Annotated in this window: 1 protein-coding gene; it reads right to left on the reverse strand. The window is 46.2% G+C overall.

Annotated elements, in window-relative coordinates; translation table 11 throughout:
- A partial coding sequence (locus R7Q11_RS29700; RefSeq protein ID WP_318094499.1) for a 3-oxoacyl-[acyl-carrier-protein] synthase III C-terminal domain-containing protein occupies nucleotides 1-506 on the reverse strand: 506 nt, incomplete at both ends.

Raw genomic sequence — 506 nt, forward strand, 5'->3', positions numbered from 1 at the left:
CATCAAGCGCCGTCGGAACTGTCGCTGCCGACGTGTTACCGGGCCTGGCTAATGTGACAACAACTTGGTCTAGTGACATTGACAGTTTTTTCGCCGTCGCTGAAATAATACGGTAGTTCGCTTGGTGCGGCACTAGCCAGTCTAGCTCAGACTTGTGCATATCGTTTGCTTCAAGCGTATCTTTAACGAGTTTAGACAGTTGAGTTACCGCACCTTTGAATACTTCGTTCCCAGCCATATGAAGCCATTTATCCACATCTTTACCACGCTCTGGTACAGGTAGACTTAATAAATCACCAAATTGGCCATCCGCGTAAATATGCGTAGAGATAATGCCAGGCTCTTGGCTTGCACCAACAACAACTGCACCCGCACCGTCACCAAACAAAATGATCGTTGAACGGTCAGTTGGATCACACGTTTTAGACAGTGCATCTGCACCAATCACCAATACGTTTTTACACATACCTGATTTGATATGTTGATCCGCAACAGACAATGCGTAA

It is taken from the genome of Vibrio sp. 970 (genome assembly GCF_033339075.1).